Source organism: Rhizobium terrae (assembly GCF_003425685.1).
In the GTDB taxonomy this organism is placed as follows: domain Bacteria; phylum Pseudomonadota; class Alphaproteobacteria; order Rhizobiales; family Rhizobiaceae; genus Neorhizobium; species Neorhizobium terrae.
Window position 1 is genome coordinate 200,065 of record NZ_QJKM01000001.1, and the last position, 17,087, is coordinate 217,151.

General features: G+C 63.7%; 16 protein-coding genes. 11 read left to right on the forward strand and 5 right to left on the reverse strand.

The genetic code is table 11. From position 1 onward, the window contains the following. The first annotated feature begins 14 nt into the window (after positions 1-14). A complete protein-coding gene (locus DMO26_RS00835; protein WP_117190497.1) occupies positions 15-1,781 on the forward strand; it encodes a GMC family oxidoreductase in 1,767 nt (588 codons plus the stop codon). After that, complete coding sequence (locus tag DMO26_RS00840) at positions 1,778-3,004, forward strand: c-type cytochrome (RefSeq protein ID WP_117190127.1); 1,227 nt, start codon at positions 1,778-1,780, stop codon at positions 3,002-3,004. Before DMO26_RS00835 ends, DMO26_RS00840 begins: the two co-directional genes overlap by 4 nt. A gap of 60 nt (positions 3,005-3,064) precedes the next feature. Here the strand turns inward: DMO26_RS00840 and DMO26_RS00845 are convergent, their stop codons facing one another. Genes DMO26_RS00845 through DMO26_RS00855 form a run of 3 tightly spaced genes read right to left on the reverse strand, consistent with a single transcriptional unit; the run spans position 3,065 to position 6,024 of the window. Next, on the reverse strand, positions 3,065-3,817 hold the full coding sequence (locus DMO26_RS00845) for an ABC transporter ATP-binding protein (protein ID WP_117190128.1): 753 nt from the start codon (positions 3,815-3,817) through the stop codon (positions 3,065-3,067). Beyond that, on the reverse strand, positions 3,811-4,881 hold the full coding sequence (locus tag DMO26_RS00850; RefSeq protein ID WP_117190129.1) for a FecCD family ABC transporter permease: 1,071 nt from the start codon (positions 4,879-4,881) through the stop codon (positions 3,811-3,813). The genes DMO26_RS00845 and DMO26_RS00850 overlap by 7 nt, the downstream gene beginning before the upstream one ends. Positions 4,882-4,887: 6 nt before the next feature. After that, the gene (locus DMO26_RS00855; protein WP_117190130.1) at positions 4,888-6,024 is read right to left on the reverse strand and encodes an ABC transporter substrate-binding protein; all 1,137 of its coding nucleotides are present in this window, start codon (positions 6,022-6,024) and stop codon (positions 4,888-4,890) included. Between the two features lie 114 nt (positions 6,025-6,138). Here DMO26_RS00855 and DMO26_RS00860 point away from each other — a divergent pair, with 114 nt between their 5' ends. Further along, the gene (locus tag DMO26_RS00860; protein ID WP_117190131.1) at positions 6,139-6,924 is read left to right on the forward strand and encodes a class I SAM-dependent methyltransferase; all 786 of its coding nucleotides are present in this window, start codon (positions 6,139-6,141) and stop codon (positions 6,922-6,924) included. 165 nt (positions 6,925-7,089) lie between these two features. Here the strand turns inward: DMO26_RS00860 and DMO26_RS00865 are convergent, their stop codons facing one another. Then, positions 7,090-8,286 (reverse strand): mandelate racemase/muconate lactonizing enzyme family protein, encoded by a 1,197-nt coding sequence (locus DMO26_RS00865; protein ID WP_117190132.1) that lies wholly within the window; start codon positions 8,284-8,286, stop codon positions 7,090-7,092. Positions 8,287-8,318: 32 nt separating this feature from the next. Then, positions 8,319-9,101, reverse strand: coding sequence for an IclR family transcriptional regulator (locus tag DMO26_RS00870; protein ID WP_226951140.1), 783 nt, complete (start codon positions 9,099-9,101; stop codon positions 8,319-8,321). A gap of 146 nt (positions 9,102-9,247) precedes the next feature. Here DMO26_RS00870 and DMO26_RS00875 point away from each other — a divergent pair, with 146 nt between their 5' ends. The 8 genes from DMO26_RS00875 (at position 9,248) to DMO26_RS00910 (ending at position 16,727) form a co-directional block, all read left to right on the forward strand. Next, complete coding sequence (locus DMO26_RS00875) at positions 9,248-9,943, forward strand: RraA family protein (protein WP_117190499.1); 696 nt, start codon at positions 9,248-9,250, stop codon at positions 9,941-9,943. A gap of 15 nt (positions 9,944-9,958) precedes the next feature. Next, on the forward strand, positions 9,959-10,396 hold the full coding sequence (locus DMO26_RS00880; RefSeq protein ID WP_117190133.1) for a VOC family protein: 438 nt from the start codon (positions 9,959-9,961) through the stop codon (positions 10,394-10,396). A gap of 34 nt (positions 10,397-10,430) precedes the next feature. Then, positions 10,431-11,609 carry a mandelate racemase/muconate lactonizing enzyme family protein gene (locus tag DMO26_RS00885; RefSeq protein WP_117190134.1) on the forward strand — a complete coding sequence of 393 codons (1,179 nt, stop codon included), beginning with the start codon at positions 10,431-10,433 and terminating at the stop codon, positions 11,607-11,609. 113 nt (positions 11,610-11,722) lie between these two features. After that, the gene (locus tag DMO26_RS00890; RefSeq protein ID WP_117190135.1) at positions 11,723-12,847 is read left to right on the forward strand and encodes a mannonate dehydratase; all 1,125 of its coding nucleotides are present in this window, start codon (positions 11,723-11,725) and stop codon (positions 12,845-12,847) included. A gap of 65 nt (positions 12,848-12,912) precedes the next feature. After that, on the forward strand, positions 12,913-14,130 hold the full coding sequence (locus DMO26_RS00895) for an ABC transporter substrate-binding protein (protein WP_226951141.1): 1,218 nt from the start codon (positions 12,913-12,915) through the stop codon (positions 14,128-14,130). A 76-nt stretch (positions 14,131-14,206) separates the two neighbouring features. Then, positions 14,207-15,067 carry a carbohydrate ABC transporter permease gene (locus tag DMO26_RS00900; protein WP_117190136.1) on the forward strand — a complete coding sequence of 287 codons (861 nt, stop codon included), beginning with the start codon at positions 14,207-14,209 and terminating at the stop codon, positions 15,065-15,067. Next, entirely contained in the window at positions 15,064-15,912 is an 849-nt protein-coding gene (locus DMO26_RS00905) for a carbohydrate ABC transporter permease (RefSeq protein WP_117190137.1), read from the forward strand. Before DMO26_RS00900 ends, DMO26_RS00905 begins: the two co-directional genes overlap by 4 nt. A 2-nt stretch (positions 15,913-15,914) precedes the next feature. Further along, a complete protein-coding gene (locus DMO26_RS00910) occupies positions 15,915-16,727 on the forward strand; it encodes an aldo/keto reductase (protein ID WP_117190501.1) in 813 nt (270 codons plus the stop codon). Positions 16,728-17,087 lie beyond the last annotated feature (360 nt).

Below are 17,087 nucleotides of genomic sequence, written 5' to 3' on the forward strand. Positions count from 1 at the left end.
GGGACGAGACGATCATGACCACTATTCTACCCCGCAAGGACGTCGTCATCGTCGGCCTTGGCTGGACGGGCTCGATCCTTGCCCACGAACTGACCGAGGACGGTCTCGACGTCGTGGCGATCGAACGCGGCCCCTGGCGCGATACGGCGACCGACTTCAACATCGGTTATGCCCAGGACGAACTCCGCTACGCGATCCGCAAGGACCTCTTCCTGCAGCCGGTCACCGAAGCGATGACGATGCGCAACAACACGTCGCAGACGGCCATGCCGATGCGCGACTACGGTTCCTTCCTGCCCGGCAACGGGGTGGGTGGCGCCGGTGTCCACTGGAACGGCCATACCTGGCGGTTCTGGGATTCGGATTTCCGCATCGTCGACAACCTCACCCGGAAATACGGTGCGGCCCGCATCGCCGACCTGCAATTGCAGAACTGGGGCGTGGCCGGCGAGGAGCTGGAAAGTGCCTTCGACCGGTTCGAATATCTGGCCGGCATTTCCGGCAAGGCCGGCAATATCAAGGGCGAGATCCAGACGGGCGGCAATCCCTTCGAAGATCCGCGCTCGCGCGACTATCCCCTGCCGCCGATGCAGATGACCTATGCCCCGACGCTGTTTGCCGAGGTGACGAAGTCGCTCGACCTGCATCCGTTCCCCACGCCTTCGGCGAACCTTTCGGAGGATTATATCAACCCGCTCGGCATCGCCATGGGCCAATGTACCATGTGCGGTTTCTGCGAGCGTTTCGGCTGCGCCAACTATTCGAAATCCTCGGCGCAGACGACCGTCCTGCCGGTGCTGATGCGAAAGAAGAACTTCGAGGTCCGCACCGATTCCGAAGTGCTGCACGTCGATCTCGACGTCTCGAAGAAGCACGCCCGCGGCGTCACCTACGTGAACACGTCCGGCGAGGAGTTCTTCCAGCCGGCGGACATGGTTCTGCTCTGCGCCTACGGCCTGCACAACGTGCGCCTGATGATGCTCTCCGGCATCGGCCAGATCTACGATCCGGGCACCGGCGAAGGCACGGTCGGGCGCAATTACTGTTACCAGACCAATTCCGGCGCGCAGGTCTTCTTCGACGACAAGAACTTCAATCCGTTCATCGCGGCAGGTGCGCTCGGCCAGACCTGCGACGATTATAACGGCGATGCCTTCGATCACGGCCCGCTCGATTTCGTCGGCGGCGCCGGCATCAATTGCATCCCGTCCAACGGCCGGCCGATCCAGACGCGGCCCACGCCTCCCGGCACGCCGCGCTGGGGTTCGGCCTGGAAACAGGCGACCGTGAAAGCCTACAAGGCGACGCTCGGCTTTTCCTCGCAAGGGTCCAGCTATCCGACCCGCGGCAACTATCTCGACCTCGACCCGACCTACAAGGACCGGTTCGGAAGGCCGCTGCTGCGCATCACCTTCGACTTCCCGGACAACGACATCCGCATGTCCGCCTGGGTGACGAACAAGATGGAGGGGATCGCCAAGGCCTTCGGCGGGCGGCAGTACAACATATCGCCGCGCCGGAAGGGCTGGGATTCGGTGCCCTACCAGAGCACTCACAATACCGGCGGGGCGATCATGGGCGAAAACCCGAGGACCAGCGCCGTCAACAAATACCTGCAGAGCTGGGACGTGCCGAACGTCTTCGTCGTCGGCGCCTCCGCCTTCGCGCACAATGCCGGCAAGAATCCGACCGGCACGGTGGGTGCGTTGGCCTATTTCGCGGCGGACGCGATCCGCCAGCAGTATCTCCGCAACCCGGGTCAGCCTCTGGTGTCGGCATGAAAACGCTCGGTCTTTCCCTCACCCTCGCAGCCGGCGCCCTGTCCGCCGGCCTCGCCGTCGCGCCGTCTGCCCTCGCACAGGCGCCCGACCAGGCCGACCGGATCATCCGCGGCCGCTACCAGGCGATCCTCGGCGATTGCGAAGCCTGTCACACCGCGCCGGGGGCGAAGCCGCTCTCCGGCGGCCTGCCGCTCGAAACGCCCTTCGGACAGCTGATCCCGCCGAATATCACGCCCGACAAGGCGAGCGGCATCGGCAGCTGGACGGAGGCGGATTTCCGCAACGCGCTGAAGAACGGCATCGGCCATGACGGCAAGCGGCTCTACCCCGCCATGCCCTATCCGGCCTATACCAGGATGAGCGATGAGGACATCTCCAACCTCTGGGCCTATCTGCGCACCGTCGATCCGGTGTTCAATCCGGTCGAGGCGAACCAGCTGCCGTTCCCGTTCAACATCCGCATGTCGATGCTCGGCTGGAACATGCTGAATTTCACGCCGGGCGAGTTCCGCCCCGATCCGTCGAAGTCGGAAGCCTGGAACCGGGGTGCCTATATCGTCCAGGGACCGGGCCATTGCGGCACCTGCCACTCGCCGAAGACTTCGCTCGGCGCCGACGAGACGAGCCAGGCTCTGGAAGGCGCGTCCCTGCAGGGGTGGTTCGCGCCGAACATCACCGGCAATCCCTATATCGGGATCGGTTCCTGGAGCGAGGAGGAGATCGTCCAGTACCTGAAGACCGGCGCGAATGCCCGCACGATCGCCTCCGGGCCGATGGCGGAAGCGATCGAGGCGTCCACCTCGCAGATGACCGACGAGGACGTCAAGGCGATCGCCACCTATCTGAAGAGCACCACCGGCGGCCCGGCGGAGAAACCGAAGCCGATCCCGGCGGACGACCGGCGCATGCAGATGGGAGCGGCGATCTACCACGACACCTGTTCGGCCTGCCATGGAGCGGACGGCAAGGGTGCCCGCCAGCTCTTCCCCGCACTTGCGGGCAGCGCCATCGTGCAGCAGCCGAGTTCGGAAACGCTGATGCGGCTGGTGCTGCAGGGCAGCCAGGCCGTCCACACCGATGGCGCCAGGACGACACCGGCGATGCCCTCGCTCGGCTGGAAGCTCTCCGACCAGCAGGTGGCCGACGTGCTGACCTATATCCGCAACAGCTGGGGCAATGCCGCACCCTCGGTCGGTCCGTCGGATATCGGCGCGCATCGGTGATGGCGATTTGCCCTGCCGACAATGACGGACGCCGCAGCGGAAAGCCGCAGCGCCGGCAGTTCAGTGGGCCGTGCCGTCGACGATGACGTGGTCGTGGTCCATCGAACATTTTTCGATGCGGGCATGGATCTTGTAGACGTCGCGCAGCATCTCGACGGTCACCACTTCGCGCGGATTGCCGCAGGCGCGCATCCGGCCGTTTTCGATGATCAGCACCTTGTCGGCGAAACGCAGCGCCTGATTGAGGTCATGGATGGCGATCAGCACGATCATGCCCTTCGTTCGGGCCTGGCGGCGCATGAAATCGAGGACCTCGACCTGCCGGTGCAGGTCGAGCGCGCTGGTGGGCTCATCCATTAGCATGATTTCCGGCTCGCGCACCAGGGCCTGGGCGATCGAGACGAGCTGCCGCTGGCCGCCGGACAGCGCGCCGAGATCGCGGAAGGCGATCGACGTGATGTTGAGCGCCTTCATGATCTCGTCGATGAAGCGCAGATCCTGGTCGCTGACCGCCCAGGACTGGCCTTGCTTGCGGGCAAGCAGGATGGATTCGTAGACGGTCAGCACCGCATTTGCCGAGGTGTCCTGCGGCATGTAGCTGATGGCGTTCTTCGCCTTCGAGCCTTCGACCACCACGTCGCCCGGCCCCTTGAGAAGGCCGGTGATGCGCTTGAAGAGCGTCGATTTGCCCGCCGCGTTCGGTCCGATCACCGCGACCACTTCGCCCGAACGGATCGTCGGGGTGGTGACGTCTTCGACGAAGAGCTTGCGGCCATGATAGGCGCCGACCGACTGCAGCTGAAGCGCTACCATGAGCGGCTCCTGTTCGAGAGGATGAGCGAGAAGAAGAACGGCACGCCGACCAGCGCGGTGATGATGCCGATCGGGAAGACGACACCCGGGATGATCGACTTGGAGACGATCGAGGTGAGCGACAGGAGCAGCGCGCCCGACAGGATCGATCCCGGCAGGAAGAAGCGCTGGTCCTCGCCGAGGATCATGCGGGCGATATGCGGCCCGACGAGCCCGACGAAGCCGATCGTGCCGACGAAGCTCACCGGGACGGCTGCAAGCAGCGAGATAATCAGCATCGTCTCCAGCCGGATGCGGCGGACATTGACGCCGAAGCTCGCCGCCTTGTCCTCACCGAGCCGGATGGCGGTCAGTGCCCAGGCATTGCGGGCAAACAGCGGCAGGGCGATCAGCAGCACGGCGAGCGTCATCCAGATCTTCGGCCATGTCGCCTTGGTAAGGCTGCCCATGGTCCAGAAGACGACCGCCGACAGCGCCTGTTCCGAGGCGAGATACTGCAGGAAGGCGAGGAGCGCGTTGAAGGTGAAGACGAGCGCGATGCCGAGCAGCACGACGGTCTGCACCGTCACGCCGCGCATCTGCGATATGAAATGAATGAAGAGGGTCGCGATCAGCGCCATGATGAAGGCGTTGATCGGCACGAGCATGCTCGCGGCAACCGGCAGGAGCGGTACGCTGGTGACGATCGCCAGCGCCGCGCCGAAGCTCGCAGCCGCCGAGATGCCGAGCGTGAAGGGGCTTGCGAGCGGATTGGCGAGAATGGTCTGCATCTGCGCCCCGGCGACGGAAAGCGCTGCGCCGACGACGATCGCCATGACGGCGACCGGCATGCGGATGTCCCAGACGACGGCGCGGACCTGCGCCGAGACGGATTGCGGATCGAGGAGGGCCGAAACGACCTCGCCGAGACTGTAGCGGGCCGGTCCCCAGGCCAGATCGACGGCGAACGACAGGCACAGCGCTGCGGTCATGACGATGAGGATCACGAGCTTGCGCCGGGCAAGGGCGCGGTAGCGCGCCCTTCCGGCTCCTGCTTCGATCGAGGTTGCGGCGATCTCGGCCATGGCAGCTTACCTGGCCGCCTTGGCGTCTACCCAGTAACCCGGCTGATAGGCGACCGGCAGGAATTTCTCGTGGAATTCCTTGAAGGTGGCGTCCGGATCGAGATCGGCAAACAGCTCCGGATGGAACCACTTGGCCATCTTCTGGACGGCGACGAACTGGTAGGGGCTGGTGTAGAACTGGTGCCAGATCGCATGCACATTGCCGCCGGCGACCGCCTTGGAGCCGGTGAAGGCCGGGTTCTGCATCAGCGCGTTGAGCGCCTTGCGGCTGTCGTCGGAGGTCGAGGCCGCCGCCGGGCCGACATTGACATAGTCCTTGGCGTCCTTGGTCTTGCTCCAGTTGGAGCCGGTGACGACGACGATGTCCGGATTGGAGGCGACGACCTGTTCGGCATTGATGGAGCCGGTATAACCGGGCAGGAAATCCGAGCCGAGATTGTGGCCGCCGGCCCAGTCGACCATCAGGCCGAAATTGTCCGGGCCGAACGTGCCGCAGCACTCGACGAGGCCGGCCGCGCGGTACATGAAGACATTCGGCTTCTTGGGATTGGCTGCCTTCAGCTTGTCGGTGACGCGGGCCATCTGCTGCTTCCAGTAGGCGGCGACGGCTTCGGCGCGGTCTTCGTGGCCGAAGATCTTGCCGAGGATCCTCAGGCTCGGCTCGGTATTGGCGAGGATGTGTTCGCGGAAGTCGATATAGACGATCTTCACGCCGATCTTGTTCAGCATGTCCTCGAGCTTGACCTCGTCGGCAGCCTTCTTGTTGCCGATCGGCAGAAGCATGACGTCGGGGTTCAGCTTGACGACGGTTTCCGTCTGCAGCGTGCCGTCCGTCAGGTTGCCGAGATAGGGCAGGTCCTTGCCCTTCGTGAACTTGGCGACATAGGTCTCGTAACCGTCCTTGTCGGTGGTCCACAGATCGTTGCGCCAGCCGACGATCTTGGCGAAGGGGTCTTCCTTTTCGATCGGAGCGACGCCGTAGAGCATCCGGCCTTCTCCGAGGATGACGCGCTCCACAGGCTTGTCGAAGGTTACCTCGCGGCCGGCCACGTCCTTCACGGTAAAAGATTGAGCCAAAGCCGAAAGCGGCAGAAGGCTGGCCAGCGCAGCCGTGGACACTGCGAGCATTCTCACGAGATTCATCTGGAAACTCCCCCGATGTCTGATAATGTCCGCAGGCATAAGAAATGTGACTTTCGGAATCAAGTTTTATGTTTTAGAGCTTTTCCAAAGTAGTGCTGGGCCGGGACGCCAAAGATGAATTCGATGAACACCAACTATTCCATCCGTGACGAGATTCGTGACTTCTGGTCGGAAAGAGCGGCGACTTTCGACGAAAGTGTAGGCCATGAAATATTCTCGGAAGACGAGCGGCGCGGGTGGCAGCGGCTGATCCGCAAGCATCTCGGCGAGGGCCGGGGCAGGGCGGCGCTCGATCTCGCCTGCGGCACGGCGGTGATCTCCCATCTCATGAACGATGTGGGCTTCCAGGTGACGGGCCTGGACTGGTCGGATGCGATGCTTTCCCAGGCGCGCGCCAAGGCCAAGAAGCGCGGCACCGATATCCGCTTCGTCTCGGGCGATGCGGAAAACACGATGGAGCCCAAGGACAGCTACGATGTCATCACCAACCGGCATCTCGTCTGGACGCTGGTCGACCCGGCGGCGGCCTTTCGCGAGTGGTATTCGGTGCTGAAGCCGGGCGGCAAGGTGCTGATCGTCGACGGCAACATGGGCAAGGATACCTGGGTGAAGGGTCTTCAGAAGCTCTGGACGAAGGTGACCGGCAAGGCGCCGGCAAGCCATATGAAGCCGGAAATGATGGCGCGGCACCAGAGCATCCGCTCGCGCGTCTATTTTTCCAAGGAAATGCCGGCCGAGGCGGTCGTCGAACTGCTGAGGCAGGCGGGGTTCGTCAACATCGTCGTGGACCGCAAGCTTTCCGACATCCATTGGGCCCAGGCGCGCAAGATGCCTTTCCTGCGCGGCCTGGAGCGCATGGTGCAGGACCGTTTCGCGATCTGCGCGACGAAGCCGGAGTGACCGGGACAGCCGCCCGATCCGGCCTGTCCGGGAGCGTCCGACGCGACTTGGGTTGACGCGGGCGTCCACCCAAATCGATGCCCGGTCCGGCGGCAGGCGCTATCGTCTCGATCCGCCGCTTCTCTTCCTTCTCGATTGCGTGCAGGCTCGATTGCGTTGAGGGCGTCAGTCGAAGAATGTCCGGTCGTCATCGGCGAGGTAGCGCCTGGCCTTTTCCGGCACGAGGTCGACACCCATGCCGGGCCGGTCGATGACGTCGATGAACCCGTCCCTGACGATCGTCTCCGGCAGGCCGTCGACGATGTCGTACCACCAGTCCGGATCGCCGGTCGTATATTCGAAAGCGATGAAATTGTTGGGCAGCGTGGCGGAGACCTGGATGAGCGCCGCAAGTCCGAGCAGCCCGTTCGCGGTGCCGTGCGGCGCCATCAGGATGGAGTGCAGGTCGGCGTATTCGGCGATCCACTTGAGTTCCGCGATGCCGCCGACATCGGCCGGGTCCGGCCCGACGACGTTGACGGCCTGTCCCTCGATCAGTTCCTTGAAGTTCTGGCGCAGATAGATCTGCTCGCCGGTATGGATCGGCGTGGTGCTCATGCGGGTGAGCTCGCGATAGACGCCGGCATTGACCCAGGGCGTATAGTCCCCGGACAAGAGGTCCTCGATCCAGAGAAGATTGTAAGGCTCCAGCATGCGCACCAGCCGGATCGCGTCCGGCAGCATCCAGCCCGGACCGCAGTCGAGCGCCAGGCCGATCCTGTCCCCGGCGACCTCCTTCATCGCCGCGACGCAATCGACGAAATGCCGAAGGCCTTTTTCGGTGATCGGTCCGCGATCGAGCGCGCCGTGGAAAGGACCGGCATTCGGTTCATGGTAATAGAAATTCTCGACTTCCCGCTTCATCGGCGAGTGGAAGCCGATCGGCTGCTTGATGATGGTGAAACCCTCCGGCAGGGCCATCATCTTCTTCAGGTCGTCCGCAAGGTCTTCGGGGCGGTGGTCGGCGAGCGGGAAGCGGATCGAGCCGTTATAGACGCGGACGCGATCGCGCACCTTGCCGCCGATGAGCTTGTAGACGGGCAGGTTGGCCGCCTTTCCGGCCACGTCCCACAGCGCCATCTCGATGACGCTGACGGCCGAACCCCAGGGCTTGAAACCGCCGCGCTGGCGGATCTTCAGCATGACGCGCTCGACATTGGTCGGGTCCTCGCCGATCAGCGCGTCGCGGAAGGCCAGGATATGCGTCTTGAGATAGGGCTTCCAGGTCTCTGCCTGTCCGTAACCGGAAATGCCATCGTCGGTAACGATCCGCACGATCGGGCTCTTGCCGATGACCGCGCATTTGAGATCGACAATCTTCATTCTTCCTCCCGGAGTTTTTTGTTTTCGCGCCGTCAGACAGGCATCGCCTCGCTCATCGCCCGCCCCGCGTCGATCGCGGCGATGCGGATCTCCTCCATGCGGCTCGGTTCGGCGCCGGCGAGGAACGGCACGCTGATGGCCGCGACCAGCCTTCCGGACCGGTCGAACACGGGGGCGGCAAAAGCGTGGATGCTGGGTGCGTTCTCGCCGCGGTCCTGCGCCCAGCCAAGACGCCTTATGCGGGTCAGTTCCGTCATCAGCCGCTTCGGATCGGTGATCGATTTCGAGGTGAAGGCGATCAGCGGCTTGGCGAGCCATGCCGCCAGTTCGTCCGGCGGCAGGTGCGCCAGCAGCATCTTGCTCGCGGCGCCGGCCTGGATCGGCATGCGCTGCCCGGGCGCCACCGTCAGCGCATATTCCCGACGTCCCTGCGAGGCGGCGAGCACCAGTATTCCTTCCGGATCGATGACGGAGAGCTTGGTACCCTCGCCGAGGTCGGCCGAAAGCTTGTCGAGGAAAGGCTGGGCGAAGGCGGCAAGGTCGATGTCGCTGACGCTGGCGACCACATGCGAGGCAAGCTTCAGCAGGCGCCGCCCAAGGTGATAGGCGCCGGCATCGTCGCGGCGGACCATGTCGTGCCCCTGCAGCGTGTTGACGATCCGGTAGACCGTGGTGCGGGGCAGGCCGAGAACGGCGGTCAGCTCGCGGATGGTGACGCCGTTCGGCCTGCGTTCGAGGGCGGCCAGCAGGTCCATCATCCGGTCGATGACGGGAATGGTGTGTTTGGCCGCACCGGCATCATTCATCTGGTCCATGCATATCTTCGCCGTTGACTTTCCATTTTTTATCTCCTTATCATGCATTATTGAACTTTGGAAGTTCAAATATGGATAAGCAACACATTGAAGGCGATCGATCCGCAGGTGTTGCGACAGGGTTTCTGCTGGAGGAGGCAGGCATCATGGAGAGGGATACCGCGGCGATCGCGGCCACGGCCGCGCGTTTTCAAAAGCTTTATACCGCTGCCGTCTACGACATTCTCGACGAGATGGGCCTGCCCAATCAGTGCATGGACCTCGATATCCGCGCGCTCGACCGGGGCATGCGGATCGCCGGTCCCGCCTTTACCGTCGCCTGCGCGCTGGATGTGCGCACCGACGAGGAATACGACAACGAGGAGGTGAAGACCTTCACCTTCTTCCGCCGCATGTATGCGGGCTGCGTGGTGCTGATTTCCGCGGCCGGCGAGCGCAAGGCCGGCCACTGGGGCGAGTTGATGAGCACCGGATCGAAAGCCAAGGGCGCCGTCGGCGTCGTCGTCGACGGCGGCATCCGCGACGGCAACATCCTGATGGGCATGGAGAACTGGCCGGTTTTCACCCGTTATCTCTCACCGATCGAATCCCGCAAGCGCACCCGCATCAGCGGCATCGAAGTGCCGATCTCGGTCACCGGGACGCTGACCTCGCAGATCCGAGTCGATCCCGGCGACTGGATCTTCGGCGACATGGATGGGGTCGTCGTCGTTCCGGCCGGCAAGGTCGGCGCGGTGCTCGACCGGGCCGAAGAGATCATGGGGATCGAAAACCGCTCCCGCAACGAAATCCGTGCCGGCGGCGATGTCGCCGACGTCTATGCCAAATACGGCCGCCTTTAACCCGGAGTGACTGCCATGCTGACCGTTTCCTCGATTGCCCATGTGGCGATCCGCGTCAAGGATATCGACCGCACGCTCGATTTCTACGTCAACAAGCTCGGTTTTTCCGAGATGATGCGCCTCGACAAGGACGGCCGGCTCTGGCTCGTCTACCTGCGGATCACCGACGACCAGTATCTGGAAGTGTTTCCCGAAGGCGAGGGCGAGCGCGCGGCGGAACGCGAGGCGGTCGGTTACAATCACCTCTGCCTCGCCGTGCCGGACATCCAGAAAACGGTGACCGAACTCGACGCGCTCGGCATCGAACGCATCCGCCCGACCATCAAGGCCGCCGACAACAACTGGCAGACCTGGATCGAGGACCCCGACGGCCATCGTATCGAGCTGATGCAGATGGCCGACGACAGCCTGCAGTTCCAGGCGATCGAGCGGCTTCGCGCGGCGCGCGGATAGGGTTTCGGCCGGGAGCCGCCCGGGGAGGGGCCTCATGAAGATCGTCAGGCAGAAAGTCTTCGTCGCGAACGTGTCGCGGACCAACTTCGTCTTCGTCAAACTCTATACCGACGAAGGTTACGAGGGCGTCGGCGAGGCGACGCTGGAATGGAAGACGAAGACGGTCGTCTCGGCGCTGGAAGAGCTGGAGCGCGTGCTGATCGACCGCGATCCGTTCCAGGTCGATGCGATCGTCGAGCAGTTGCACCGGGATTCCTATTGGCGCACGGGTGCGGTCTTCCGCACCGCGCTCGGGGCGATCGAGGCTGCACTTCTCGACATCAAGGGCAAGGCGCTCGGCGTGCCGGTTTTCGAGCTGCTGGGCGGCAGATACCGCGATCGCGTCGAGTGCTACGCCAATCACTGGTTCTTCGGGGCCGTGACCCCTGAACAATATGCCGATAACGCCCGCAAGGCGGTCGCGATGGGATATCGCGCCCTGAAATGGGACCCTTTCGATGTGGCGGACCTGGAGATGGACCGCAGGCAGCGCCGGCAGACGATCGAGATCGTCGCGGCGGTGCGTGACGCGGTGGGCCCGGACGTGGACCTGATGCTGGACGTTCATGGCCGCCTCAACGTGCCGACCGCAATCGCCATGTGCCGCGAGCTCGCGCCCTACAATCTTCGCTGGATCGAAGAGCCGACGCCGCCGGAAAGTATCGACGCACTGGCCGACGTGCGAGAGAAAAGCCCGGTTCCGATTGCGGCCGGCGAACGCTGGTACGAGCCCGGCAAGTTCCTGGAAGCCTTGAACAAGAAGGCCGTCGATGTCCTGCAGCCTGACGTCTCGCATGCGGGCGGACTCGGGGAAACCAAGCGCATCTCGCATATGGCGCATCATCACCTGGTTCCGGTCGCCCCGCACAATCCGGTCGGGCCCGTCATGAACGCGATGACGCTGCACATGTCCGTCGCGATCCCGAACTTCTCGATCTTCGAGACCGTTTCCGTGGATGTGCCGTGGCGCAAGGAACTGGTGAAGGAGACGCTGCAGTTCGAGGACGGGGCGATTCTCGCGCCGACGGCGCCCGGCCTCGGCGTCGAGCTCATCGAGGAAGCCTGCGGGCGCTACCCTTACGCACCCTATAACGTGCCGCTGTTCGACGGCAGCATGAACACCAGCGGCGTTGCGACCGGCGCCGCAACCCTGAAGGACCGCTCGCGCTCGTGATCGGGCGAATGATTGACAACGCGGTCGTCTTGGCTCAAGTTATAGTTCGAATTGATGACATTCAAATATGAACTGGCTGGCAGCAAAGCCGGGCATCAATCGGGGAGGCGAGCGTGAGGGTAGGACTGACGCTTTTCGGCGATCATCTGACGGAGGATGGTGCGCGCTTCGCAAGCCAGCTCGGTGTCGCCGACGTGGTCATCCATCTTACGCAATATGCGCGCAACGCCGACAACGGCAGCTACCGCGACGGCGGCGTCGGTCCGGTCAACGGCGATTGCATCGGCGTGCCGCTCTGGACCTACGAGGATATGGCGGGTGTCGTCTCGATGCTCGCAAGGCACGGCCTCAAGGTCGCGGCGATGGAAAACCTGTCGCCGAATTTCTGGTCGGACATCCTGCTCGACGGGCCGCGGAAACACGAACAGATGGATGGCCTGAAACAGCTGGTGCGGGACGCGGGCCGGGCCGGCATCCCGGTCATCGGCTACAATTTCTCGATCGCCGGCGTCTGGGGCTGGCAGCGCAGGCGCCTTGCCCGCGGCGGGGCGACGACTGCGGTCTTCTTCGGCGAGGAATTCGATGCACAGGCGCCGATCCCGGACGGGATGCTGTGGAACATGCGCTATCGCCCGGCGGAGGCGGGCGCGGCGCCGGTCCGCGTCTCGGAAGCGGAACTCTGGTCGCGTCTCGAATGGTTCCTCAAGGAACTGGTGCCGGTGGCCGAGAAGGCCAATGTCCGCCTCGCGGCCCATCCGGACGACCCGCCGGCGGAACGGCTGCGCGGCAATGCCCGGCTCGTCAACAGCCATGCGAAATATGAGCGGCTTCTCGATATCGTGCGCAGCCCCGCCAATGCGCTGGAATTCTGCATCGGCTCGCTGCAGGAGATGGTCGAGGGCGACGTCTACGAGACGACCCGGCATTTCGCCCGGAGGAGCGCGGTCGCCTACGTGCATTTCCGCAACGTGCGTGGCAAGGTCCCGCATTATGTCGAGAGCTTCGTCGACGACGGCGACGTCGACATGGCGGAGATCGTCCGCGTGCTGCGGGACGAGGGTTTCGACGGCGTGATGGTGCCCGACCACGTGCCGGACCTCGACTGCCCCGCGCCCTGGCATGCCGGCAATGCCTATACGATCGGTTTCATGAAGGCGCTGGCGGCGAATGCGGCGTCGCTCGGACCTGCGCGTTCCGCAAAGGCCGCGACATTCGAGGCGAGGCAGGCTGCATATTGACGATGAAATTCGGCTGACGCCGGTCTGAAGGAGGGCGGCGCTGAAGCCGCATGGAGGAGGAGGAGATGATGAAATTCGGGAAATTGGCCGTCATGGCCACCGCAATGACGCTGCTTGCGAGCGGCGTTTCGCTTGCGGGCGAAGTCGTCTGGTGGACGCCGAACTTCAACGAGGCGCGGGCGCGCGAACTCGTCACCAGGTTCGAACGGGCCAACCAGGGCATCAAGGTCAAGCTCGAGATCACCACGACCGACGGGCTGCCGCAGCGCGTGCTGACCGCCCTGCAGTCGGGCGCGGCGCCTGATATCATCGACGTGCAGCATGCCTGGGTGAACGGTTACGCGCAGAACGGCCTGGTGCTGCCGGTCGATGACGTTCTGAAGGACCGCGACGACTACATCCCGGCCTCGCTCGACTACAACACCTGGAACGGCAAGCTCTGGGCCATTCCCTATCGCATCGAGACCCATGCGGTCATCTTCAACAAGGGAGAATTCAAGAAGGCGGGCCTCGATCCGAGCAAACCGCCACAAACCTGGGACGAACTGGTCGCGGCCGCCAAGGCGCTTTCGAAGGACAAGGTGTCCGGTTTCGCCATCACCGGTGGCGGCGAGGTGGGCAATACGATCTTCCGCTCGCTTCCGTTCATCTGGATGAATGGCGGCGACATCATCTCGGCGGACGGCAAGAAGGCGGTCGTCAACCAGCCGCCGGCAGTGGCGGCGGTCAAGTTCTACACCGACTTCTTCAAGAACAAGCAGTCGCCGGCATCGACGCTCGAAAACGACGGCACGGCGAACCGTCGCCTGTTCATCGCCGAGACGGTCGCGGCTTACCAGTCCGGCCAGTTCGACATCGCCTCGATCCGAAAGGAAAACCCGAAGATCGATATCGGCGTGATGCAGATCCCGCATCCGCCGGGCAAGCCGACGGCCGCCATCCTCGGCGGCTGGAGCTTCGTCGTGCCGAAATCGGCCAAAAACCCCGATGAAGCCAAGAAACTCGTCGCCTTCCTGGCGGAAGCGCCCAACCAGGGCGCGCTGACAGATACCTTCCCGGCCCGCAAGTCGGCCATGTCGCTGCCGCGCTTCAGCGATCCGATCCTTGGCGTGTTCAAGGAGATGCTGCCCTTCGGGCGTGCCGTACCGAACAACAAGAACTGGGTGCAGATCACCCAGGCCTATTTCGACGGCATCCAGCGCATCCTGCTCGGCGACGAGGACGTGCAGACCGCGATGGACGGCGCCGCTGAGGAAATCCAGGCGCTGCTCGACCAGAAGTAATGCCGGAAAGCCGCTGCTCCGGAAAGCCCCCTCTTTCCGGAGCGGGACAGCATGCGAATTCCTGAAGGAGCCTGAGATGGACCGCAATTCGACGGGCCTTGTCTTCGTGTTGCCGGCGCTGATCGTGCTGGCGATGCTCATCGCCTATCCGGTTGCCTATACGGGCCTCCTGAGCGTCACCGACCGGCAGGGCGAGTTCGTCGGCCTCAACAACTTCCGGGCCGTGCTTGCCGCGCGTGCAACGCCGCAGGCCTTTTGGAACACGATCTGGTTCGTCGGCGGTTCCATCGTCTTCCAGGTCCTTCTCGGTACCGCGACGGCCATCCTGCTCAACCAGAGTTTCGTCGGCCGCGGCATCGTCCGTTCCATCACGCTCATCCCGTGGGTGGTTCCGGGCATCGTCGCGGCCACCACCTGGGCCTGGATGTTCCACACCGAATTCGGCATCATCAACTACATGCTGACCGGACCCGGGATCATGCCGGAGCCGATCGGCTGGCTGACCAACCGCGACACGGTGATGCCGGTCCTGATCGCCATCAACGTCTGGAAGCTCTTTCCCTTCGTGGCGATCATGGTGCTCGCCGGCCTGCAGTCCATCCCGAACGACCTCTATGAGGCGGCACGCGTCGACGGGGCCAACTTCTGGCAGGAAGTCTACCATATCATGATCCCGCAGGTGCGCTCGGTCATCGTCGCGGTGACCCTGCTCCTGGTCATCTGGGGACTGAACTCGATCACCATCATCTACGCGATCACCCGCGGCGGCCCTGCCAACCGCACGCTGATCACGCCGATCCAGATCTTCAGGCTCGCCTTCGAAAGCACCCAGTTCAACCAGGCCGCGGCGCTTTCGGTGATGTTCTTCGCGGTCGCGCTCATCATCGTCATCATCTACATCAAGGCGCTCGCCGCGACGCCGGGAGAGGCGAAATGAGCGAAGCCAGCACCCTCAAGCGCATCGGCCTGCCGATCCCGATCACCATCCTCGGAGTGGTCCTTGTGGTGTTCGCCTGCCTCTTCCCGTTCCTGTGGATGGGCGTTTCGTCGATCAAGACCCTGCCGGAACTCTACACCGTTCCGCCGATCTGGTGGCCGGCGACGCCGACGCTCGGCAACTATTACAAGGTGCTCTTCGAGAGCAACATTCCGCGCTATTTCGTCAACAGCGTCATCATCTCCGTCGGCTCGACGTTTCTGGCGCTGATCCTGGCGATCTTCGCGTCCTACGGATTCGCCCGCTTCAATTTCCGCGGCAAGCCGCTGCTGCAGAGCTTCGTGCTGATCGGCCAGCTTCTGCCGACGGCGGCGATCATCGTGCCGCTGTTCATTACGCTGCGCGTGCTTGGCCTCGTCAACACCTACTGGGGCCTGATCCTGGTCTATATGATCATCACCCTGCCGCTCTCGGTCTGGATGCTGACCTCCTATTTCAAGGCGATCCCGGTGGAACTGGAGGAGGCGGCGATCATCGACGGGGCCTCCCGGCTCGGCATCCTGTTCCGCATCACGCTGCCGCTCTCGACGCCCGGCATCGTCGCGGTCGTCGTCTACGCCTTCGTGACCACCTGGAACGAATTCGTCTTCGCCCTCTGCTTTGCAACCGACTCCTCGGTGAAGACGCTGCCGATCGGGCTTGCGGAGTTCTCGACCGAATTCAACACCGACTGGGGTGCGGTCATGGCCGCCTCGGTCGTCATGACGCTGCCGATCGCGCTTCTGTTCTTTTCGATGCAGCGTCTCTTCGTCGGCGGGCTGACCGCCGGCGCCACGAAAGGATGATCATGAGCGACAGGACCATCCCCAGGCTTGGCCTCGGCACCTTCGGCAGGACCGGAGACCAAGGCGTTGCCGCGCTTTTGAAGGCGATCGAGATCGGCTACCGCCATCTCGACACGGCGCAGAGCTACAATACCGAACGGCCGGTCGGCGAGGCGATGCGCCGCTCCGGCCTCAAGCGCGGCGACTTCTTCGTCACGACGAAGGTTGCCGACACCCGCCTCGACAGTGCACAGTTCATGCCGTCGGTGCGCGCCAGCCTCGACACGATCGGCGTCGACCAGGTCGACCTGCTGCTCATCCACTGGCCGTCGCATCGCGACATGGTGCCCTTCGAGGATTATATGTCGGCGCTCGTCGAGGCGCAGCAGCGGGGATACGCACGCCTGATCGGCGTCTCCAACTATCCGATCGCCCTTCTGGAAAAGGCGCGGGCGCTGATCGGCGGGGACGCTCTGGCCACCAACCAGGTCGAGATCCATCCCTATCTGCAGTCGCCGAAGCTCACGGCCTACGTACGGCAGATCGGCCTGCCGCTCACAGCATACCAACCGCTCGCCAAGGGCGAGGTCGCGAACGACCCCGTCCTGATGCGCATCGCGGGGAAGCACGGCGTCACGGTTGCGGCGATCGCGCTCGCCTTCCTGATGGCCGAAGGGCACATCGTCATTCCGGCCTCGGGCAGCGAGGCTAATCTCAAGGCCAATTTCGCGGCCCGCACCGTCGTGCTGGACGCGGCCGAAATGGCCGAGATCCGCACGCTCGATCGCGGCTACCGTCGTATCGATCCCGAAAAATCACCCCGCTGGGACGATTGAAATCTTGAATGGAGTTGATCCTTGGGCTCGGTGAACATCGGGCAGGCGCTCAAGACCTAAGGGGGGCGCTCGAAGTTCTCCACGGCGTTTCGGTCGATATCGCCATCGACGGCGGCTGCGGGAGATTGGGCGCAGGCCTGCGCGTTGCAGCATTGTTGGGGAAATCGATCAAAGTCCGTTGCCGATGGCGGCCCGGTTGGTCACGATTGGAGCCCGTCCAGCGGAGGATGATATTTTTGCGTAGTTTTGCCCCGACCCTGACCCGAGCCCGTCTCGAGCAACTGCTTTTCCCGCAGCCTTCGGACACGGAGCAGAGCCCGCCCGACGCCCATCCGGGAAGCCGGGAGGAACTGGGGCCTG